Annotated in this window: 22 protein-coding genes; 9 read left to right on the top strand and 13 right to left on the bottom strand. The window is 44.0% G+C overall.

What is annotated here, in order from left to right; genetic code table 11:
• Positions 1–16 precede the first annotated feature (16 nt).
• The 13 genes from A1332_RS11870 to A1332_RS11930 all read right to left on the bottom strand — a co-directional run bounded on the left by A1332_RS11870 (position 17) and on the right by A1332_RS11930 (position 13,971).
• Positions 17–1,093 carry a class I SAM-dependent methyltransferase gene (locus A1332_RS11870; protein WP_064008698.1) on the bottom strand — a complete coding sequence of 359 codons (1,077 nt, stop codon included), beginning with the start codon at positions 1,091–1,093 and terminating at the stop codon, positions 17–19.
• Between the two features lie 408 nt (positions 1,094–1,501).
• Complete coding sequence (locus A1332_RS11875) at positions 1,502–2,569, bottom strand: acyltransferase family protein (protein WP_064008699.1); 1,068 nt, start codon at positions 2,567–2,569, stop codon at positions 1,502–1,504.
• A gap of 25 nt (positions 2,570–2,594) precedes the next feature.
• The gene (locus A1332_RS11880; protein ID WP_082879663.1) at positions 2,595–3,461 is read right to left on the bottom strand and encodes a glycosyltransferase family 2 protein; all 867 of its coding nucleotides are present in this window, start codon (positions 3,459–3,461) and stop codon (positions 2,595–2,597) included.
• Positions 3,462–3,476: 15 nt separating this feature from the next.
• Positions 3,477–4,706: an O-antigen ligase family protein gene (locus tag A1332_RS11885; RefSeq protein ID WP_064008701.1), complete on the bottom strand. Its 1,230-nt coding sequence runs from the start codon at positions 4,704–4,706 to the stop codon at positions 3,477–3,479.
• The gene (locus A1332_RS11890; RefSeq protein WP_064008702.1) at positions 4,703–5,956 is read right to left on the bottom strand and encodes a glycosyltransferase family 4 protein; all 1,254 of its coding nucleotides are present in this window, start codon (positions 5,954–5,956) and stop codon (positions 4,703–4,705) included. The genes A1332_RS11885 and A1332_RS11890 overlap by 4 nt, the downstream gene beginning before the upstream one ends.
• Complete coding sequence (locus tag A1332_RS11895) at positions 5,949–6,545, bottom strand: acyltransferase (RefSeq protein WP_082879665.1); 597 nt, start codon at positions 6,543–6,545, stop codon at positions 5,949–5,951. The genes A1332_RS11890 and A1332_RS11895 overlap by 8 nt, the downstream gene beginning before the upstream one ends.
• Positions 6,520–7,638 carry a glycosyltransferase gene (locus A1332_RS11900; RefSeq protein WP_064008703.1) on the bottom strand — a complete coding sequence of 373 codons (1,119 nt, stop codon included), beginning with the start codon at positions 7,636–7,638 and terminating at the stop codon, positions 6,520–6,522. Before A1332_RS11900 ends, A1332_RS11895 begins: the two co-directional genes overlap by 26 nt.
• A gap of 2 nt (positions 7,639–7,640) precedes the next feature.
• A complete protein-coding gene (locus tag A1332_RS11905) occupies positions 7,641–9,125 on the bottom strand; it encodes a lipopolysaccharide biosynthesis protein (protein WP_064008704.1) in 1,485 nt (494 codons plus the stop codon).
• A gap of 302 nt (positions 9,126–9,427) precedes the next feature.
• Positions 9,428–10,420, bottom strand: coding sequence for an acyltransferase family protein (locus tag A1332_RS11910; RefSeq protein WP_197491447.1), 993 nt, complete (start codon positions 10,418–10,420; stop codon positions 9,428–9,430).
• 189 nt (positions 10,421–10,609) lie between these two features.
• Positions 10,610–11,020, bottom strand: a complete 411-nt coding sequence (locus A1332_RS11915) for a VanZ family protein (RefSeq protein ID WP_064008706.1) — start codon at positions 11,018–11,020, stop codon at positions 10,610–10,612.
• A complete protein-coding gene (locus A1332_RS11920) occupies positions 11,007–11,516 on the bottom strand; it encodes a hypothetical protein (RefSeq protein WP_064008707.1) in 510 nt (169 codons plus the stop codon). The genes A1332_RS11915 and A1332_RS11920 overlap by 14 nt, the downstream gene beginning before the upstream one ends.
• Complete coding sequence (locus A1332_RS11925; RefSeq protein WP_064008708.1) at positions 11,513–11,818, bottom strand: hypothetical protein; 306 nt, start codon at positions 11,816–11,818, stop codon at positions 11,513–11,515. Before A1332_RS11925 ends, A1332_RS11920 begins: the two co-directional genes overlap by 4 nt.
• A gap of 731 nt (positions 11,819–12,549) precedes the next feature.
• Positions 12,550–13,971, bottom strand: a complete 1,422-nt coding sequence (locus tag A1332_RS11930) for an undecaprenyl-phosphate glucose phosphotransferase (protein WP_064008709.1) — start codon at positions 13,969–13,971, stop codon at positions 12,550–12,552.
• Between the two features lie 281 nt (positions 13,972–14,252).
• On the opposite strand from A1332_RS11930, the gene pyrF reads away from it, so the two are divergent.
• From pyrF to A1332_RS11975, 9 genes are all read left to right on the top strand, one after another.
• Positions 14,253–14,978 (top strand): orotidine-5'-phosphate decarboxylase, encoded by a 726-nt coding sequence (gene pyrF / locus A1332_RS11935; protein WP_064008710.1) that lies wholly within the window; start codon positions 14,253–14,255, stop codon positions 14,976–14,978.
• Between the two features lie 222 nt (positions 14,979–15,200).
• The gene (locus A1332_RS24790; RefSeq protein ID WP_082879666.1) at positions 15,201–15,629 is read left to right on the top strand and encodes an endonuclease domain-containing protein; all 429 of its coding nucleotides are present in this window, start codon (positions 15,201–15,203) and stop codon (positions 15,627–15,629) included.
• 283 nt (positions 15,630–15,912) lie between these two features.
• Positions 15,913–16,467 (top strand): shikimate kinase, encoded by a 555-nt coding sequence (locus A1332_RS11945; RefSeq protein WP_064008712.1) that lies wholly within the window; start codon positions 15,913–15,915, stop codon positions 16,465–16,467.
• Positions 16,439–17,524, top strand: coding sequence for a 3-dehydroquinate synthase (gene aroB, locus A1332_RS11950; RefSeq protein ID WP_064008713.1), 1,086 nt, complete (start codon positions 16,439–16,441; stop codon positions 17,522–17,524). Before A1332_RS11945 ends, aroB begins: the two co-directional genes overlap by 29 nt.
• Positions 17,514–19,052 carry an AAA family ATPase gene (locus tag A1332_RS11955; RefSeq protein ID WP_064008714.1) on the top strand — a complete coding sequence of 513 codons (1,539 nt, stop codon included), beginning with the start codon at positions 17,514–17,516 and terminating at the stop codon, positions 19,050–19,052. Before aroB ends, A1332_RS11955 begins: the two co-directional genes overlap by 11 nt.
• Before the next feature lie 22 nt (positions 19,053–19,074).
• On the top strand, positions 19,075–20,139 hold the full coding sequence (gene hemE, locus A1332_RS11960) for a uroporphyrinogen decarboxylase (RefSeq protein ID WP_064008715.1): 1,065 nt from the start codon (positions 19,075–19,077) through the stop codon (positions 20,137–20,139).
• 259 nt (positions 20,140–20,398) lie between these two features.
• Positions 20,399–20,818 carry a secondary thiamine-phosphate synthase enzyme YjbQ gene (locus A1332_RS11965; RefSeq protein ID WP_064008716.1) on the top strand — a complete coding sequence of 140 codons (420 nt, stop codon included), beginning with the start codon at positions 20,399–20,401 and terminating at the stop codon, positions 20,816–20,818.
• Positions 20,819–20,828: 10 nt separating this feature from the next.
• Positions 20,829–21,287, top strand: coding sequence for a DUF411 domain-containing protein (locus A1332_RS11970; protein WP_064008717.1), 459 nt, complete (start codon positions 20,829–20,831; stop codon positions 21,285–21,287).
• A 120-nt stretch (positions 21,288–21,407) separates the two neighbouring features.
• Entirely contained in the window at positions 21,408–22,361 is a 954-nt protein-coding gene (locus A1332_RS11975) for an NAD-dependent epimerase/dehydratase family protein (protein ID WP_064008718.1), read from the top strand.
• Positions 22,362–22,365 lie beyond the last annotated feature (4 nt).

A 22,365-nucleotide genomic window follows, 5' to 3' on the forward strand; every position in this document is an offset into this window, starting at 1 on the left:
TGTCAACTTCAATTCGTTAAAGTTTCTGAAAATGAACCCATTGCGAATCCCCCCGCTTATTTTTTGACACAGCCTTAAAAAGAATGTTTATTCTTCCCAGCGCATAAACCCCAGCACAAACAATACGTAAAAGTTTACGAATTCTTTCATAGCGTATCCGCTCAATCAGATTGGCTATAGAAGAAGAATCCTGACTGCGCTTCAAATACCGATAGGCTATTTGTTGTTTGAGTGTATCCGCTGTATTTATGGGTTCGACCTGATACTCTAAAACAGTCCACCCGAACGAAATCCCAATTTTTTCAAAAACCTGTCGATTCCAACGGCTTATATGGTTAGGAGGCATGTCGAGTAAACAGCCACTAATTTCGTTGAATTCAATCTGTTCATTATTCGGAACAGTCACGAACAGATGTGAGTAATTACTACTAATACGGTTAAGGGTATTGAAAAGCTCCTCAAGACGATCCATGTGCTCCAATACTTGAAACATACAAATAATATCAAATAGCTTATCAAGCGAGGAAGGCTTTAAAGTTCTAATGTCTACACTCAGGCATTCAATTCCGTATTCTAAAATACGATTGCGTCCATATTCGGAAAACTCCAAACAGAGGATATCTTCTTTGGCAACAACTTTGGGTGAAATCCTCCTAACAAATGCACCATCACCAGCACCGATTTCAAGGAGCCTAAGAGAATATTCCTCTTTGCGAGAAGAAATTATAGAAATAGCATCTGCTGTTTTTTGATATTCCCATTTCCATTTTGGGTAACCCGAACGATCATAAGCGAGTGCATAAAAAGAAAAGTCCCCACCTACGAATGGATAGGCAAAAACAAATCCGCAGGAGTCACATTCAACATAATCGCAAGTGTATTGTCGCCATAAATCGGCAATATGATTAGCAAGTTTTAAATTACGAGCAGGATCGACTTCTTTCAGCACAAAATGCTGAGCCGCTTCATCCGCGGTGATGGTATAAAGAAGCCTCCCTTCTTTAAACCCACAGACCGGACAATAAATAGTATTTATTGTTGTTCTCGCGTATACCAGCTCAGCGCTAAATGCATAACTGTTTTTGTTTTTCATATTTAACAATCCTATAATTCAAGAAAAACTGCGCTAGAAATTAATATAGCAAAGCAATTAACTAAAGAATTGCTAGTTCAAAACAACACTAAACACTGCAAGCAACCAGATCAATGATCCAAAAAAAATTATCACACCAACTCTTCTACGTTTCCAATATTCCCGAAATATTAACCATATGAAAGCACTAACTGATTGCAAAAAAAACGTATCTAGCGAACTGTCCTTATCTATTTAGCGTGTTAATAATTAGTAATAAAATAAATAGACACCAGAATAACAAATTTAACTTCCATCTTAGAATACCACTTTTCCTATGATAGGCGAAAGACAGCCGGTAAAACTGTTACAGAGAATTTAGCCAAAAATCAAAACACAGCGCCTGTAAGAATAGGACAGAAAAACCTATTAAATTTTATAAATTGCTATAGTAGGCCTCAACAATAATCCATTCAGAAACCGCAAAAGATTTCTTTCAACTAAACTGTAAAAACAACAACTGATCAATACGGTGCATACAAACAAAAAAACTGCACCGCTAAAGTTACTAAAAATTGCGCCACAATTTAGCTTAATAACAAGCTTGATTAACATTGATAATACAGTGCCATGCAATAAGTAGAGTGAATACGATGCGTCACCTAAGTAAACAAGTACTCTAGGTACCGAAGCAGAAATATGAAGGGCTCCAAATATCAAAATAGCAGCAGGCACTCCAAACAGATAGACCCGCGCCATTTCACCTTCAAAGACCGTTGAATCCGCTAATTTTAAATAATAATAATATGCCCAAGTTAATGCAAATAAAAAAACACCAAACCAAAAAAACCATACAGCATTCTTGTATATTGAATGTCTTTTATATGCATAGGCTATTAAACAGCCAAGCGCAAAATTTAGAATAATTGGATTTACAAGCATATCAATAGCCAAATATCCGGATTTAATATTGAACAAATTACAGCTAAAAATCACAGCTATCCAAATAAGAAACGTAAAAAATAAATAAACTGGGCTTTTAAAATAAGTAAAAGCGAAGACAAGGTAGAAGATCACCTCGTAAGTTAGCGTCCAGGCCACGCCCATAACATATTGCTTTTGAGGAAATAATGAAAGAGACCCCAAGATCACCCTTAGATCACCTTTATAGGATTGTTCCGGGGACGGAGACGCAAAGAACCAACCCACTAAAAGCATGGTAACAAGCCAATATATTGGATATATTCTAATAAATCGCTTTTGTATAAACCTATAAAAATCAATTCCAGAACTGGAAGTGTAGAAAATAATAAATCCACTTAATACAAAAAATATATCTACACCAGAAAACCCAGCAACGAATACATTACTAACAAATAAGTAGCCTAACCGCTCACTTAACATTTCCGTGCCATGAAACAGCATCACTGCGAGAGCAGCAAATGCTCTGATAGCCTGCAGCGAATCGACCTTGCGCGCTTGTCTTTGCGTGACCATAACTAGAAACTATGCTTCATATCATTCAGCCTCTCATAATAAAGTGCCGATAATAACTACCAGTAATTCGCACAAGGTCAATAACAAAATAAACAGGAAAAATCATTCTTGGGCAATTGTTCCATCCGTACCAAAACCTTGCTTTTAAATTAGCCGGGGAGCGCATCCCTGAAAAGTAATTCAGCATATTTCTCATGGAAAAATGAGACAAAACCGTAGTCAAACCCGTGGCTTCAACATGGGAAAATACGCGACATTTTTTACTAACATAAATTTTAAATCCAGCTCTAACAGCCTTGAAAGACAGATCGTAATCAGCCGCATAATGTGGCAGACGCTTTTCGTCATATAGACCTATCTTTTGAAATACTTCAATGGGAAATAGCGTACCTCTGCCAGAGGCATGGGTAACTTCGACAACATCGCTATCATTAGTTATGTGATTATGCTCAAAGTCGACTGCCACAGCTGTAGCAAATAGCCAGTTTTGCCGGTAACCAATATCAAAAAGTTCGCCGGTTTTAATGTCGTGAATAACAGAGGTAACAATACTATTACGATACTTTTCACCACACTTAATTAATTGCCGCAAATAATCTGTCGGTAACTCAGTATCGTTATTTAGAGTTAATAGCTGATCATTATTCCCTGCATGCGCAAGCACATACCGTACACAAACATTTATAGCACCAGTCCACCAAAGACTACTGTCTGCACTGAGCAAAACAACCTCTGGGTACTCGGCCTGAATTCGCTCAGAAGTTCCATCGGTAGAACCATGATCACAAATGACAATTTTATAATCTTTGTAATCTTGTTTTACTAATGAAGCCAAACACTGCATGGTAAAATCAACACGATTAAAAACAGGGATACAGATCCAGATTACCATATTATTTAATGAAAATTAAAAAGACTTAGAAATCAAGTTCTTTCCCAGCGCATCATAATAAGCGACACTGGTATAAACCATAATAAAAATAAAAATAATACTTAAGCTGTTAAAACCTTTAAATAAGGATGACTCAGCCATATTATGCATTAATATTGAAACAAAACCCGTATGGCATATAACAAAACTAGAATTACCAAGTCTTTTCAACGCCATTTGCTTAATAAAAACACCCATCAATATTAAAAACACAAGCACACCTGCTACTAAACCACCTTTTACCAATATCTCTATATACCCGTTATGTAGATGCGACATTAGTATATGATATTTTTTGGTCAAGCCTTCAAGATCATCAAAACCAGAACCAATAATCGGGTGATCTATTAATGCATCAAGTCCGTTTGCCCATAGCAATGTTCGTCCCGTTAGTGATGTATCTCTTCCACTTAACGCAAGCGTTTGACTTACGATTTCCGAGGTACTCATGTAGACAGTTGTGATAATTAAGCTGCCTAAAAAAGCTACTGTAAATATAACTATTTTTACTGCTGAACTTTTTGTGCTTAACAAATACCAATACGAGGTATAACAGACTGCAAGTATTGAAGCAAGAATACTCGTCATGCTATCCGCATGAATAACTGTGTAAAAAGCAGCAAAAATACTAAAAAGTGCCACAATTTTTTCTAACTTGCTTGAACTAAGATAATAAAGGTTAATTGCCAGCCATATACACGCGAGTGACAGTCCGCCCAGTTTATTTGGGTGCTCAGTAATGCCTATCCATCGACTTGTTCCGAAATCTGTTGAATTTATACCGTATTGTGGAAATTGTAACGCTGCTACAATAGAGCAAATTATCAAAACAAAGCACAACCAAAAAACCCATCTAATCAGCCTTAACTGATTGTCTCTATAGGCCAACGCTACCAAAATGCAAATAGCCAGCGATGAAAACAAAAACACAACAAATCTAAACGTATCGACTGGTCTGCTTGACCATGCCGCAGTTATAAACATGTAAAAGATCAAGATCATCAAGAGGCTGTTTTTCATTGAACATTCGAAAAACTCTTTGATGTTAAAACAAAAAATGAGCAAGGTCAGCAGAATGTAGGCTCTGTGTAAGGGAAATCTTAAAGCATCGCCATTAATGGTTATATCAACACCAAAAAAGCCCCAGAAAAGATATAGACAAAATACAAATAATGTCAGGCTTTTAAATCGAAAGCTATTTATCATAAATTAACTGAATTCGCCAAAATACTGCGATATACTGCAATAGTGTTCTTTGCATTTACCTCTGAATTATATGTGCGCTGTGTATTGACATACATTGCTTCTATTTTATCTTTATTGTCGGAGGAAAGAGCTAAATCAAGCTGCCTAGACCATTCTTCTACATCGCCAGGTTTGGCTAGATAACCTGCTTGACCGTTTAACACCATCTCTCTGGTACCATCAATGTCACTTGTAATTACTACAGTTTTCATCGCTCCTGCTTCTAGTATAGGGCGAGCGAAATGCGGCTCAGTAAAAGGAGCAGCAATAATGTCCACCTCAGCAATATAACCCGCAATATCAAAAATAATTCCAGGAAAGAACACCCTGTTTTGCAAGCCATATGCATCAATAATTTTTTGTAGCTCTAGTCTTAAATTCTTCTTCCCGACCAATAGCCGCAATAAACTCTTAATCTTACTTTTATTTACCTGTTGTTGACCTTCACCAAAATACACCAAAACACTGTTAGGAAACTTTTTGCTGATTTCCGCAAACGCCTTCATCAGCGTGAGCGCTCCTTTGGCGGGAGTATTCCAACCTAGAATGGCAATAACTTTTGTTTCAGACGACACACCTAAAGTGCTACGCAAATTAACTGGAAGAACATTTTCATAATCAAATTTATTAAAACTTATAAAGTTTGGAATTACTAAAGCCTTTTTTTCTGGCGAAATTCTATTGATTTCCGATTCGCACAGTCCAATTACCACATCGCTGCATCTAGAAATTATTTTCCTTAAAAATCTGTACCGTATTTTGAAATTGCCATATTCCAAAAAATCTCGCATATGCCAAACTAGGGGAATCCCAAGCGACTTTGTTGCCAATCCTTCGGCTATCAAGACCGATGAGTTCAAATGCACAATATCAGGCTTTTCTTCACTTAATATGCTTCGCATTCTATAATAGGTAGGAATCAACTTAACATAATGCTTAAAATATGGCTTCAAATCATGATAAAACTTAAAACAAAAAGGATTTAATTCTTGATTTTCTATTGTGCAATGGGGTAGCTTTCCTAAAACATGATCCACCACACATTTAATTCCATTTTTCTCGTAAAAATCTACCGCAGGACCGTATTCAGTAAAATACACAATGACCGAATAATGTTGTCTGACATACTCTAATAAATAGAACAAACTCATCGGCGCTCCACCGTTAGCCCCAGAATGCTGAACAAAGAGTACTTTTGGATTATCAGACATGTGATATTTCTCTTGCTGGATTACCTGCGTATATTTTTGATGGTGGCACATCTTTAACCACTATTGAGCCTGTGCCTATAATACTATTTTCTCCGACAGTCACACCTTTGCATATTATTACACCAGTTCCAATGAATACATTATTTTCTATAATTACTGGTAGAGCGGGGATTTTATCTGGATCATTACAATGCCTTCTGTTAATAGGCTCCTTTGAATGAAAATCAGTATCGAATATTGAAACATTGGCGCCTATTAATACTTCCTTACCAATTTTTACTGCCTTAGCAGCACAAATTACTGTACCGCTTAACCCTGCATCAGAATCTATATATATTTCAGCATTTGCTCTTAAAGTTCTTATAATAACAGGATGATTAACTCCTAAATCCGTAAACCTAGGATGGGAGCACAAAACAACACGGTTACCGAGAGTTATTTTCGATCCTGGATAGCGTACAATAATCGGTAAACCATAAAACTCACATTCTTCACCAATGTTGACCCCATGAATTTTACATAAAACTTTCCCAGCAATTTGCCAATAGTGATATTTAAGTTTATTAATTACTTTGATTAAAAACATCATAGTTTTTTGCTAAAAAATCTGTTCTTGGTTCAGGAAAAGGCGCATTGAGATGTTTATGCGCCCAAACCCCTTCTAATGTTGAAATAAGTATTTCCATCCTATGCCGCTGCGTGTGATTCTTTCGCACATACTCGGCTGCATTCCGGCCAAGCGCCATTCTTTGTTGATCCGGCATTGACAGCAACCACTTTACTTTATCAACCGCTTCATTAGGGGTTTTAAAATAATGGCAATGCTCTCCATCTTTCAAAATCTGCTCAAATTTTGGAGAATATCCGGAAACATATGGTATGCCAGTAGCTATTGTATTAAACGGCCTATTAGAATCGTAATATTCAATGTCGCTAAACTGAGGAATACCTATCGCTACTTTAGAATTATTGTATGCTTCAATTTGTTGAAAAAAGCCAATTGGCCCTTTTGAACAAGAAAATTTTTCCCATCCTCTCCCATATAATGCGAATTTATTACCAAACTCTTCTTCCAACAATTTTATTAATATCGGTCTGTTTTTTGCGCCTGGTGCAGACGCAAATGGTCTTCTTGATTTCCATCTGTTTGCAATCATAACCAGATCGTTTTCCTTTTCTTGCTGATTGCTAATCGGCTGGTTGAAACTAACATGATCATAGGCCGCAGGTAGGAGATAGACATGTTTGGCGCCTTTCGCCGTAAGGTACTCGGCCATTCGGCCTAAGCCCTGGTTAAAACAAACATCAGTATATTTAACCTGCGCTAGAAGCGATTTTGGATACGGAACTACCCAAAAGTTTCCAAATGGATCACCATTTTCATTACATATTGCTGGCTTTGCTGGCAACTCTCTCATTTTACGCAGCATTTCTTCGTCTAGCGGACCGCCGTACCAAACTCCTTGCCAATATATTGCATCCGCTTGAAAGTCTCGTGCCAATTCATATATTTTCTCACACATTAATTTCCAACCATTTTCCCGGCCGTAAATTACGTAAGAAAATATTTCCAGAGCCTCAAGCCGCCCTTCGTTTACCATATCTGAAAATATCTTGCGCCTTGCGGGTTGATCACCTTCTTTATCTTCAATCGGTAAATACAAAAGTCGTAACTTTTTCATACTCAATATCCCTTCTTTAAAACAGTTCTAGCTATTGTGTTTAGCTCATTACTCGTTTTGCGGGCGATTAAAAAGCTACGAATTATTTCTCTAACCCGCTTTGCAGGCCCAAAGATAACAAATGTCAATAGCCCTACGCCACCTACAGCGATTTCAATTGGCAATAATTGAAATGCATTTAATCTCCAACAATAATGTGCCGTGAGATAAATCAACGCGCCAACCCATGCAGCTCCCATCAATTGAGAGAAAACAATTTCAAAATGAACCATCGGCCTTATTTCCAGCCTTTTTCCAAAAACAAATAGGTAAATAAAAAATCTTAACCAGTAATACACAGCAAGGGTTATTAGTATTAACTCTAATTTCTGCTGCAATGCAAAATATAGCATTATAGGCGTGGAAATAGATAATAATAATGTTTGAATTCTAATCTGTGTTGATAAAGCGCCAATAGCACTGCAAGCAGTCGCGGCGACACTAGCAAGCATTTCTATTGGTACGAATAACGCCGATATTTGCACAAACATTACTGCGTTTTGCCAGTTTTTGCCCAATAAAACATCAACCAACTGTGGCGCAGCAGCAAACATTCCACCCGCAACTGGCACCAGAAACAACCCAGTTATTACTAAGCTTTTAATGTATAACTCGCTGAATTGTTGTTTATCGTGTTGGTGTTTCGAATACGCAGGCAGTAACACCCCGGTTATCGAAACCAATAAATTATAGGAAGGCATGGAAATTATATTTCTACTTCTGTTCCATATTCCTAGCTCAGCTGCGGGGAAATACTTTCCTATCAGCAGATGATCTATATTGGAGCCAATGAAGCTCATGAAGCTAGCTACAGAATATCCGCCGCCGAACGTTAGAATATGCTTGTAATCGGATATTTTTAAATTAATTCTGATTGAATGCCTAGTTTTGAAATAGCTTGCGACAAACACGAATAAGAGTTGGCTAAGATAGGCTAAAGCAAGACTATATACTCCGTAACCATAATAAGCCATTAGAACCCCTATTACGCCGTTACTGATTAAATAACTAATAGACTCCACAATAGACAGAAACTTAAACTGCATATTTCTTTTTAATAGACCAATTGGTGTGGCGGACACCCCAATCAATATAAAACTTATAGCAACTATGTTTATTACTGGTGCTAATTCTGGCGTGTCAAAAAAAAGTGACAGCGGTTCTGCCAGAAAATAAATAATTAAACAAAACAATAACCCTGCGATTAACGAGAACCAAAACGAAGCTTGTATATCAGTGTCATTTATTTCTTTCTTCTGTTGAATTGCTGCGGATAGGCCGAAGTCTGAAAAATAGCTACCAAATTTTATGGTCACTAACGCTAAAGCCATTAGCCCAAACTCTTCAGGCTTTAATAACCTAGCCATTACGGCAAGCACCACTAACTGGGAGACACCTTTGAATAAGGCACCCAAATAATTCCATTTTATGCTATGCAACACACTCATTATATTTAGCAACTCTATACTTTAATTAATACGCCGAATATATTTACCGGCACACCCTCATAAATTAATTACGGGGCCATACTGCTCAGAAACCCAAGAAACAGGCGCGCTAAAATTGGGCTCAACACGATAATAAGCCCATTCCATCAAACTAACTTTATATCCAAGTATTTTATGATATAAATTTATAGCCATATTCAGCGAAACGAAATAAAATATTTGCCCATGGCTTACAATCCCTTAGAATTAAAGCGTAATATATAGTCAGCAACAACTAAAACAACGACTATCCAGAAATCCCACTAACTTGTTACTGAATTTAAAATAGGCACATATTTAAATATATATTTTTTTACAAAGATTGGCCCAAATAATCCTACCAATAGCAAAACGGGCGATATCATTAAAAAATTAGCCCCATCCCAAGTAAAAAACATCAATATTACACCTTTTGCAAGACCGATTAAGATTGTATTCATTAGGTATATGCTATAGGTATAATTACCGAATATTTCCCAAATAGAAAGAGTCGCATCAACCGTAAACCTCATCATTGAATGTAAAGCAGGCAAAGAGAAAAAACCTATAATGATTTTTGAAACTAACGGGGAAACGAATTCCACCGTGGCAAATGACATAATAAATAATGCAATCACATAATATCTATATCTATCGATAACGTTTAAATATTCTTGATACCACTGAACAACGATAACACCTATCGCAAAAAATATAAAGTATTCGCAAAACCTATCCAACATCAAAACATTAGATACTGGCATAAACTCAGCAATCAAACCAGCCAATATAATAAGCACCGGCCTTTTAATAAAAAACACCATTACCAATGGAAATACTATATACATTTCCATTAAAACATAGATAAACCAAAGCGACCCTCCGGCGCTCTGAGACGGCACTAATAAAAGATTATATAGCTCGGAATATACATTCCCTGGCAAACGATCAACATGCATCACTTTTGAAGAAGCCAATTTGCCAATATAAATTACAGCACCAAATAAAACATATCCCGGCACTAACCTTTTTAGCTTTCTAAAAATATACTTAAAGTAATCTTCACCATTTTTAATAACAGGAAATGTATATGCCATTATCACCCCGGATATGAACATAAAAAATGGCATATGAAACTTATAGATATAAAATTTAAGCACAGCATACCATTCATTTCCTGCTGGCGTATCTGCTGCGACGATATGCCCGACCACAACAAGAAAAATTGCAAATCCTTTAGCCTTATCTATATCCACGAGCCTGTCTTTTTTATTCAATTTAATCACCCGCTTTGCTGAATATTAATTAAGCCTTAATAATTTTTTTCAATCTGCGGCTAGAATAAATTACTTTCCCCCACCCTAATTCTTTAGGCATTTAGTCGACTAAGACGATGAGACATTCATAATCTTTTCGCACAAACTTTATTACCTGACCCAGCAGTGGTCAATAGGCAATAACCTCTTTTACTTTGATAACAGGTAACGCCGCCCCAATCTTCTCTTAAATATAAATCTGAATAAACTCAAACTAATAACTGCACCACTAATATCAGCCAATAAATCCAATAACTCGAACGCCCTACTGGGATTTGATAATTGATAAAGCTCATCAGTTATGCCGATGATTGTCACAATCACTACCGGAATAAATGACTCATACATTGCAGATTCTGGTCTTATATTTGACGTGACTCCGTAAACCAGCAGCACCAGCACACCAAATGCCATAAAATGTGCCACTTTATCCAAACCAGAAACTTCACCCATTATTGCAGCCGGCGGCTGTGATGATTCGATGAAAAGTATCGCTATCCATGCGATGCTCGACGCGATAAATACCATTGCTAGTTTGCGCTTGCTTTCAGGGTGAGCCATTATCTTGTTGATTTGGGGTTAAAATCCGCGCATTTGCGGCGCCCGCTAAATGCAGAAAACTCTGTTCGAGCATGGGTACATGTGTCACAAGATGCCGCAGGTTGGCTATTACGACTTCAGGATGCTCAGGGTATTCATGTGCTGTTTGGTTACGCAGTTCGCGCAACAATAACCATTTGTCTACGGATGGCAATAAACCAATTTTCTCCGCCCGGTTTAGCTTATCCAGGAAAGCTTCGTGTTCCTGCCATTCTTGCAGTATTTGTAAAATTGCAGGCAATAATCTCGATCCGATAGCATCCTGCAATTTGCCGAAACGGAACACTAGTTGGTCGAGTGTACGAACTTCCGCATCGTTTAGTTCGTGGATTGCGATATCTTTAATGGCGGAGAAATTTATGGCTTCTTGCCAAGCTGCATGCAATCGCGTCTGATGCAACCAACATTCCTGTAGTGCTGGACGAAGTTTAAATTCGATGCGTTCTTGTTTATTCATAACGGAATAGCTGTCTGTTCCGCAACACGCTGAATGGGCAGTTGCTCCCGCCCCTCTGCTGGGGCAAATACTAAATCGATACGTTGGTCGCCAAGTGCCTGCTTGGCTTTAACCAGAAAACGCAGTTTGGCATCTAAGGTTTTTTCAAGGTTTTGATTAAATCCTTTTACATACAAATCTATGTCGCCGCCACGTCTAGTATCGTCGGTACGCGAGCCAAATAATTGCAAGCTTGCTTGCGTTCCAAACACGTCAGCGGCGATGCACTTTAAGATGTCGGCTTGTTGTTGCGTTAATCGCATGGTTTATGTTCGTATGTTGCAGTGCCATATATTGGCCGTGGATGTCTTTGATTCATTTCTTGGTCTCCACATTCCAGTTATCGATTTCTGTTGGGCGCTCTTAATTCTACTTGGTCAGAGTCCGTCATATCCGCCGGGACACCCAAAGATCACAAGAGCTGGTATCCAGCCTTATGGATGGCGAGCTTCTAACCGTCCATGGAACCTGGGTTCCGGCAATCCATGCCGGAATAACGACCTTCGGCAATGTGATACCCCAAGCTGACAAAGTAGAATTAAAGCTTATGAAAAGGTCCGCTTAAAAATTAAAGAAACCTTTTCTCCCTTCATACTAAATGCCGCTAAGTTAAAACTTGTAGGTGCCAATTTATTCTCGCCATGGGCGCCAAAGGTCGAATAAATTCGACCCTACAACATATTCAACTCTTAACTTAACTACATTGCCTTCATACATACCCAAAGGGCACAAAATGGAAAATTGGGGTTAGGGAACCAAAACGAGTAATTCACCTTAGGACGCTCTAAACAATTTGGTTCCGGTCAGCCCCTCAGAGTACAAGGTGGTTCGACAGGTTACCTCGACCGGAATTAATAAAATACTGTTCGTGGTTAGCCGGTGTAAGGACTTAGTCAGAGCTTCCTTTTTAATTCCCCTCACCCCAACCCTCTCCCGCAAGGAGAGGGGGCTAAACTTAATAGCTTTCTTTTTTTCAAAAGAGAGGAGCTTTTAGTCAATAAGCCTGCTGCCCCACAAATCCTTTGAAAATTGTTAATACCACAATCTTTAAATCTAAAATGACTGACCACTGGCGGATGTATTCCAGGTCGTGATGAATCCGTCTTTCCATTTTGTCGATGGTTTCGGTTTCGCCGCGACAACCGCTGATTTGCGCCAAGCCGGTGATGCCGGGCTTCATTTTGTGCCGCAGCATATAGCCCTGGATCTGTTTGCGGTAGTATTCATTGTGCGCCACGGCATGGGGCCGTGGACCAACCACGGACATGGTGCCGCTCAACACGTTTAGAAATTGCGGTAATTCGTCTAACGAGGTACGGCGCAGAAAACCGCCCAAGGGCGTTACGCGACTATCGTTGGCCGTGGCTTGTTTGATGCTGTCGCCATTTTCACACACGGACATTGATCGAAACTTCCAAACCTCAATCTGCTCACCCTTAACGCCGTAACGCATTTGCTTAAAAATGACCGGTCCCGGCGACGTAATTTTGATCGCAATGGTGATGATCAACATCGGAATAGCGATAATCGGCAAGATGATCGCGCACAACAATAAATCTTCAAGGCGTTTGACCGATCCATCCAGCGACGAATTTAAGGGCGTATCGAAGACGCTGACTACCGGAATACCTTTTACGCTGCTGAGTTTGGACTGCATCAGATTGAAGGTAAAAAAGTCCGGGACAATGTTGACCGACACGGTGCTATCGGCCAGCTCTCGAATCAATTGGTTGATTCGCTTTTCCGCACGAAGGGGCAAGGTGATGTAGATATGATCTATCTCTCCGCGCTGTGCTCTTTCCAATAGCTCTTTAAAGTCGCCAACGATAACATCGACCATGTCTTCATCGAGCCGACGCTGTTTATTCTCGATACGGTCGTCGAAAAATCCCACAAAGCTGTATCCAAGCCACGGCATTTCTGTCAACGCGGCGTTAAGGCGCTTACCTAATGAATTTCCGCCCAAAATCGCGTAATTTCGGGTATTAAGCCCGTGCATCCGCAAATAAGACAATGTCGAGCGGCGTAGCGAGTGCAGCATGATGATGCTGAGTGGTGCCAGCGGCAGCCAAAGCTCCAATACTTGCCGCGAGTATTCAAACCCAAGGTCGAATACAAAAAAACTGCTGGCAATCAGCGCAAAGGCCACTATCCACGACAACAATATCCGCACGGCGTCGTCAAACAGGGGATCGCCACGCCAGCCGTGATAGATTTCCTGGTGCTCGGCAAAAATACCGAACAGCACCGTGCAAACAATGAATAAGCCTAGGTATTCACGACTGAACGTCTCGCCATAAATATGCAGAGAGATGTATAGCGTGATAAAAATCAACGCGGTGTCCATTGCCCGCTTAATGCTTTGCAATTCGGGCTGTAGCGGCCTGATAAATCCTTTTGGGCGAAACTGATTCATATCAAATATACTGGTTAGCTTAATGAGTGGATCATTTGCCTGCCTGATTATAGGACTTTAAGCCAAAATTATTTCAGCTTAATGAAAGTTTAATGAAACGCCTGCGGCGGCATGTAAACCGCTAGGCACTAATTCTTAGCGACATCGCAAGCGCAGCATTTGGTACTCGAATGCCGACTGAAAATTCAACGTTGCTTGCAAGCCACTTTAGCAGGTCTTGCCAAGCTCACCAATAAAAACGCCACCCTTAACCAAGTAAACAGACTATTTCATAATTTCCTATGTCAGATTCTTTCATATCAGCTAAAGCCATTCCTGTCCGCGAGCGCCTGATCATGGCCCTGGATGTGTCCAGCATCGCCGAGGCGCAAGCCTTGGTCGAAGAGTTGGGTGATGCGGTGATTTTTTACAAAGTAGGCATGGAGTTGTTCATGTCGGGTGATTATTTCGGTTTTATAGAATGGCTGAAGGCACGTGATAAAAAAGTATTTGTCGATCTTAAGTTTTTTGACATTCCGGCCACGGTGGGTCGCGCAATTAAAGCGTTGAGCAATAAAGGTGTGGACCTGGCCACTATCCATGGCAACGATTCCATCATGGAAGCGGCAGCAGCAGCGAAAGGCGACTTAAAGGTTTTGGCCGTCACCGCGTTAACCAGCCTGGATCGCGGCGATTTGGACGACTTGGGCTTTCGGTGCGATGTGCGTGAGTTGGTGTTATCACGCGCCAAACGCGCTTTGCAAATCGGCTGCGACGGCATTGTTTCGTCCGGCCTGGAAGTGGCGATGATTCGGGAACAGTTGGGCGAAAAGCTGCTGGTCATCACTCCCGGTATCCGGCCGGTGGACAACCGCGAAGACGACGATCAAAAACGTGCGGTAAGCGTCGAACAGGCCATTCAAAACGGCGCGGATTATATAGTGGTGGGCAGACCCATCCGCGATGCGGCTGATCGTAAAGCGATGGCGGAAAAAATTCAGGGTCAGATAGCGGCGCAGTTTGGTTGAGTGTTTGCGTTAATCCGGGTTTAGTTAGCTTGAGGGGTAAAAAATTTAGTTTTGCCGGGACTTTTAACTCCCCTCACCCCAGCCCTCTCCCTGAGGGAGAGGGGGAATACCGGTATTTTTATTAGCTAGACTAAATTAGGATCGCCCCATCTAGATCGGAAAGATAACTCCCTCTCCCCCGGGAGAGGGCAGGGGTGAGGGAATCCAAAAAAGGCTTTTGCAATGAAAGAATTGGCCCGTTCACTACGCAGAAATCAAACCGACGCCGAACGAGTGATTTGGCAACAGATCAGGAATCGGCAATTGTTGGGCTGTAAATTTCGTAGACAGCAGGTTATCGGCCCATTTATCGTTGATTTTGTTTGCCTGGAACCCAAGTTGGTAATTGAAGTTGATGGCGGACAACACGCTGATCAAAAGCAATACGATCAAGACAGAAGCCATTATTTACAACAGCTGGGATATAGAGTACTTAGATTTTGGAATCATGAGGTTTTACAAGATACGCCTGCCGTAATGGAAGCCATTCATCTGACTGTGCTTGAGTTAAGAGAATCGGTAAAAGCCGAGGAAACCCCTTCTCCCTTGGAGAGAGGGAATACTCCAAACTTAATAGCATTAGCCTATGAAAGTAAAGAGCCGTTAATTTGACTCCCTCCCTGCAGGACGACTGCATGGGTGCACGAGGCTGGGCAATGTCGGGCGTAGTTGACCAATAAACTCCCTCTCCTGATGGAGAGGGTTGGGGTGAGGAGAATTAAATAAGGTGAATTTCCTATTTTTATGTTCCTCACCCCTCCTTCTCCCGTGATAGAAGGGGATTCCTTTAATTTTTAGAGCCCTTCAAAAGCTAACGCCCGGCATCTAAAATTTAACTCCCTGCAAAAAGTGGGCATAATGCTCCGGTTTTTAATGCGCGAAACCAGCCAATGCAATGAAACCAGCGGCAAATATCTATTTGATCGGCCTGATGGGTGTGGGTAAAACCACCATAGGCAAACAGCTTGCTAAAGCCTTGCAATGGCCGTTCTACGACAGCGATAGAGTCATCGAGGAATGCACCGGCGTCGATATTCCGACGATCTTCTCTTACGAAGGCGAAGAAGGCTTCCGGATGCGCGAGCAAACCGTGATCCGTCATTTATCGGCGTTGCAAGGGATAGTGATGGCTACCGGCGGCGGCGCGGTGTTAATGCCGGAAAATCGGGCAGCATTAAAGCAAAACGGTTTCGTGGTGTATCTGCACTGCTCTATCGACAAAATCCTGCATCGCACCAAGCACGATACGCAACGCCCGCTGCTACGTACCGACAACCCCAGACAACGCCTGCAAACCCTGCTGGCGCAACGCGACCCGCTTTATACAGAATGCGCCGACTTTAAAATCGACTCCGGCGTATTGCCTACTAAAACCGTGGTGAAAACCATTTTGCAGCAATATCAGGCTGCTTTAGAAGATCATGAAAGAATTGCAAGTTGCACTAAATAACGACAGAAACTACCCGATTTACATTGGCGCCGGCTTGCTGGCCCAAGCGGAACTGTTGACCAAACATATTCGCTCCAAGCAGGTATTGATCGTTACCAACGAGACTATCGCCCCGCTTTATTTGGCCAAATTGCAGACGGCATTGGGCGGCGACTATCAAGTCGAAACAGTCATTCTCCCAGACGGCGAGCAGTACAAAACACTCCAATATCTGGAAAAAGTCTTCGATCAATTGCTCGCCAAAAAATTTAGCCGCAACGCCACTTTGATTGCCTTGGGCGGCGGTGTGATCGGCGACATGGGCGGCTTTGCGGCAGCCTGCTATCAACGCGGTATCGCCTTTATCCAGATCCCCACCACTCTATTGGCTCAGGTCGATTCGTCCGTCGGCGGCAAAACCGGCGTGAACCATCCGCTGGGTAAAAATATGATAGGCGCGTTTTATCAACCGCAATGCGTCATCGCCGACGCTGACGTGCTGGATACTCTTGACGACAGACAGTTGTCGGCTGGCCTGGCGGAAGTCATTAAATACGGTCTGATCCGCGACCCCGGCTTTTTAGAATGGCTGGAAGCGAATATGCCGAAATTGCTGGCGCGCGATAAAGACGCGTTGGCTTATGCCATCGAGCGCTCCTGCATCAATAAAGCCGAAGTGGTCGGCGAAGACGAGTTCGAATCCGGCGTGCGCGCTACTCTAAACTTGGGCCACACCTTCGGCCACGCCATCGAAACCGGCAGCGGCTACGGCCATTATCTGCACGGCGAGGCAGTGGCTATCGGCACTTGTTTTGCCGCCGATTTATCGCGACGCCTGGGCTGGCTGAATGATGCCGACGTCAATCGGATTATCGCCGTGTTCCAGGCCGCCAATTTGCCTGTCACTCCTCCCACGGAAATGACGACCGAGCAATATGTGGATTTGATGGCCGTGGATAAAAAAAATGTCGACGGCAAAATTCGGGTGATTTTGCTGGAAGCGGTCGGCAAAGCCTCTCTCCCCGTCAACGTCGATCTGGCGCAATTGCAGGCAACCTTGAACGGCTATGCTGGATAACGACGACCTGACTTACAGTTACCAAAAGCGCTCCGTGGTCAACAATACCGAACGGGCCTTGATTACGCTGGAGCGCTCGCAAAAACTGGATTTGCTGCTGCACTTGCTGGCCAATTTGCAGCAATCGCTGATCGTCTGCGGCCCGGAAGGCATCGGTAAAACCACGTTATTGGAGACTGTCAGGCAAAATCGCAAGGATATGTGGGAAGTCGTGTTGCTGCCTGCCTCAGCAGACTCCAGCTTCGAAAGCCTGATCAATGATTTATTACGCGGCCTGAACATCGCCAAGGCTTCGGCTTTCGATCTCAGCGCGCTGCGCGACAAATGCGCCAAACAAAAAGTGGTGCTGCTGATCGACGATGCCGGCAATTTGGTACCCGGTTTGATCACGATGCTGATTGAGTTTGCCGACTCGCTGCCGGGCTTACGGCTGGTGTTAGCGATGAATCACGATCAATTCCACATCAAAAGCGGTACCGACAAACGGGTGGAAGAATGTCATTTCATCGAACTGCCACCGCTCAGCAAAAAGCAATGCGGCGAGTATTTGCAAAACCTGTCGGCGCAGCCCGGCGCGGTGGTGTCCTTCAACGCCATCAGCGACAGCCTGATCGAAGATTTATACCGCGCCAGCAACGGTATCCCCGGCAAGATTCTGGCTCAATTGCCTAAATTGGCTAATTACCAAAGCCAAAAACGCAGCAAGGTGGGATTATGGTTGGCAATCGCCGGCGTTTTAACCGGGGCCGGCTATGCGGTGCAATCTTTATTGCCGCTGGACATGATTATTGAACAGCCCGCCGGCAATGCGCCGATTGCCAGTCAAAGCGAAAACACCAACAAGCTTGTGATCGAAAGTCTGCCTGTTCCGGCAACACCAGCACCCATAGAGCCATCGGCGCCGGCAAATGAAATACCAATAGCACCAACCCCGGTTGCAGCATTGCCCGAACCTAAAGCTGCCGAGCCGGAACCGGCACCAACTATCGATGCGGTCGCCGTTGCCCCCGTTCAGGACAAGCCTAAGCCGGCCAATCCTGTTCCAAATAACACGGACAAACAGCCAGCAAGCCAGCCTGTTGCCAGCGAAACTATTAGTGCACCAGCCACTGCCAGCCCTCCGGAACCCAAAACCGAGCCGCAGCAGGAAAAACCTGCAACGCCCGCTATAGAGCCACCGCCCGTCCAAGCCGCGACCAAGCCCGTGGAACACAAACCTGCCAAACCCGCCTTCGAAGGCAGCGATCAGGATTGGATCATGGCGCAACCGGCCGGCAACTTCACGCTGCAAGTCATGGTGTTGTCCAGTAAAGATGCGGCGCTGCGTTTCCAAAGAAAATACGCCGATTACCGCGACGGCCTGAAGTTCTATCCGATCAAACAAGGCGAACAGGAAAAATACGTGGTAATTTACGGCTCTTTCCAAACCGCCGCCGAAGCGATTCAACTTAAAGCCGTCATGCCCGGCGAGTTTAAGCAGGCCATGGAAAAGCGCTTCCGGGCCGTACAAAAAGAAAGCCGCCGCTGATTCTCACCCCCAATCAAAACGAATGACCAACTTACAAAACGACTTATTCTTAAAAGCCCTGTTAAGACAGCCTGTCGAGCGCACACCCGTCTGGATGATGCGCCAAGCCGGACGTTATTTACCCGAGTATCGGGAAGTGCGCGCCAAGGCCGGCAGCTTCATGCAGCTCTGCACCAATCCGGAACTGGCTTGCGAAGTGACCTTGCAACCGCTGGAACGCTTTAATTTCGACGCTGCCATCTTATTTTCCGACATTCTGACCATTCCCGATGCGATGGGCTTAGGTCTCTCGTTTGCCGAAGGTGAAGGCCCGCAATTTGCCAACCCGGTTAGAACCGCCGCCGACATCGCCAAACTGCCGATTCCCGACCCGGAAACCGAATTGCGCTATGTGATTGACGCAGTGCGCTTGATCAAAACCAATCTGCACGGCCGGGTACCCTTGATCGGTTTTTCCGGAAGTCCCTGGACGCTGGCCACCTACATGGTGGAAGGCAAAAGCAGCAAAAGCTTTCAGAAAGTGAAAAGCCTGATGTTCGAACAACCGCAGCTCATGCACCAGATGCTGGATAAGCTGGCACAATCGGTTGCCTCTTATTTGAATGCGCAAATCGCTGCCGGCGCCGATGCGGTGATGGTGTTCGACACCTGGGGCGGCATGCTCAGCCACGACGATTATCTGGAGTTTTCGTTGCGCTATGCCCGGCAGGTTCGCGAGCTGTTAAATACCCGCCATGATGGCAAGCAAATCCCCACCATTTTGTTTACCAAGGGCGGCGGTCTGTGGCTGGAAGCGATGGCCGATACCGGTTACGACGCATTGGGCCTGGACTGGCAAACCGACATCGGTCAGGCGCGCGCCCGCGTCGGCGACCGGGTGGCGTTGCAGGGCAATATGGACCCGATCACGCTATATGCGCAACCAGAAGTGATCCGCGAGAAAGTCGGCAAAGTGCTGCAAAGTTTCGGCAATGGCTCGGGACATGTATTTAATTTAGGCCATGGCATTTTGCCTGACATTAATCCGGAACACGTTAAAGCCATGGTCGATGCGGTACGGGAATTGAGTCCGCAATATCATCGATAAATAAGGGCATTTACACTTAAGGACAATGCCGCTAAGTTACGCCTCCCTCTCCCTCCGGGAGAGGGCTGGGGTGAGGGGTGTAAATAATTGATTTTAATCTCCCTCATCCTAACCTTCTCCCGGAGGGAGAAGGAATTATCTACCTCAACTTTGCGGTATTGCTCCGGGATTAGAGGACCAATTGCGGAGTTTTACGATTCGCTGAATAATTTGCAGCCATCCAAATTTCCAACATTTATCAATTTTTAACATTCTCGCCATGTGGATTCAAAAACGCATCCAGCTTGCCGCAAAACCGCGCGGTTTTCATTTGATCACGCGGGAAATCGTCGGCCAGCTAGCCGAACTGGATAAAATTGAAATAGGCTTGGCACATGTGTTTTTGCAACATACTTCGGCATCGCTGGCGATCAACGAAAACGCGGATGCCGATGTACGCCGGGACCTGGAAAGTTATTTCTCCCGGGCGGTAACGGAAAATGAACCATACTACCGCCACACGCTCGAAGGGCCGGACGATATGCCTGCTCATATTAAAACCGTTATATTGGGCAGCTCGCTAAGCATTCCGATCAGCGATGGCCAATTGGCCTTGGGGATATGGCAAGGCATTTATCTATGCGAGCATCGCAATCATGCCGGCAATCGCACTATCATCGTTACACTACACGGCGAATAAAGAGGTATTTATGAGAGCAGCAAAACTAATGGTTTTATTACTGGCGGCTTGCAGCCAAAGCCCGTCTGCTGAAGAAGCCGGAAAGCCGCTGGAAATGACAGTCTATCGTAGCCCCACTTGCGGTTGTTGCGGCAAATGGCTGGAACATGCCAAGCAAAACGGTTTCAAAATCAACGATGTGATCAGCGAAGACATGGAGACCATCAAAGCCCGTTTCGGCGTGCCTGAGAAGCTGGCATCCTGTCATACCGCTATCGTGGACGGTCATGTCATCGAAGGCCACGTGCCCGCCGCCGACATTCAGAAACTGTTGCAAAGCAAATCCAAAATAGTGGGCATCGCCGCGCCGGGCATGCCGATGGGCAGCCCCGGCATGGAAATGGGTGGGCAACAAGACGCCTACAAGGTGGTTTCCTTCGATAAAGACGGTAAGTACGAGGTGTTTGCAGAGCATGGCAGCAATCAATAACTAGGCTACCCGCTCTCGAATACTCATGACCTGCAATCGCACTTCACCTCCAATGACGCGCCGTCGCCAATTGCCGTTTAGATAGCTGTCAACAATTATGTGCTTTTGGCAACACAGCGTATGACTAAGGCTCTCGTCACCGGCGCCAGCGGTTTTATCGGCTCGCAGCTGTGCCAGGCCTTAATGAACCAAGGTTATGCGGTAAGAACTTGCAGTCGCGCCGGACATAGCCCGGACAACATAGCTTTTGATTTTGCAAAACCGGGAGCTTGCCCCGCGGAACTTTGCGCCGGTATAGACGTGGTGTTTCATCTGGCCGGTAAAGCCCACGCCTTGGCGGAGAACCGGCAGGATGCAGCCGAATACCGGGAAGTGAATACCGAAGGCACGCGCAAATTGCTGGAAGCGGCGCAACAGGCCGGAGTAAAAAGCTTTGTGTTCTTCAGCAGCGTGAAAGCGGTCGGCGATAGTAGCCGTCAACCCATGGACGAAACGCTTAACGAGCCGGCCAGCGACTCTTACGGCTTATCCAAATACGAGGCGGAGCAACTGGTGCTGCACGGCGGTTATATTCCGCATCCCGTGGTGTTGCGACTCAGTATGGTCTACGGCGATACCGAGAAAGGCAACTTGCCGAGGATGATAAAAGCGGTCCGACGCGGGATATTTCCACCGTTGGCAGAGTCCGGTAACCAACGTTCCATGGTTCATGTAGAAGACGTGATTGCCTCCGCCTTGTTGGCTGCCGAGAAGCCCGAAGCAGCCGGACAAATTTATATCGTCACCGATCAACAAAACTATTCCACCCGGCAGATTTACGACGCGATCAGAGCCGCTCTCGGCAAACCGCCCGTTGCCTGGTCGGTACCTATGCCGCTGCTAGCCAGCTTAGCGAGATTGGGCGATGGTTTTGGCCGGCTAACGGGGCGGCGCTTTCCCATCGATAGCGATAGCCTGGAAAAATTAACCGGTTCGGCTTGGTATTCGTCTGCTAAAATCGGCCGCGAATTGGGTTTTCAACCTCGACACACGCTCTGGAAAGCCCTGCCCGATATTATTCGCCACCTAAGTTAATCTA

Source organism: Methylomonas methanica, from assembly GCF_001644035.1.
Taxonomy (GTDB): Bacteria; Pseudomonadota; Gammaproteobacteria; order Methylococcales; family Methylomonadaceae; genus Methylomonas; species Methylomonas methanica_A.